Source organism: Streptomyces sp. P17 (assembly GCF_032436805.1).
Lineage (GTDB): Bacteria > Actinomycetota > Actinomycetes > Streptomycetales > Streptomycetaceae > Streptomyces.
The window spans coordinates 1-241 of sequence record NZ_JAVRBF010001406.1 but is presented as its reverse complement, the minus strand read 5'-3'; the positions used below and the strand labels follow the sequence as shown (position 1 = coordinate 241).

Sequence of the window (241 nt, the reverse complement as noted above, 5' to 3'; positions counted from 1 at the left end):
CGCCGGTTCGCGGGCTGCCCGATCTGCAACCCGCACCTGCGATCCTTCGCGCGCCGACATGGCGAGCTCGAAGCCGCAGGCATCCGCGAGATCGTCCTGTTCCATTCGCCCGCCGCCGGCGGAACTGCAGGTGGACCAGCGCCCTCTCCTGCGGCAGGCGGACAGCGCGGCAGGCAACGTCCTCCAGCATGCGCGGCCGCACGATCGCGTTGGGGAAGATCAGCAGGGCTTCGGGCATTGC

At 70.5% G+C, this 241-nt stretch carries 1 pseudogene; it reads left to right on the top strand.

Annotation, left to right across the window (positions count from 1 at the left end):
- Positions 1–114: pseudogene (locus RMT89_RS45155) on the top strand (AhpC/TSA family protein); the annotation flags it as partial.
- Positions 115–241 lie beyond the last annotated feature (127 nt).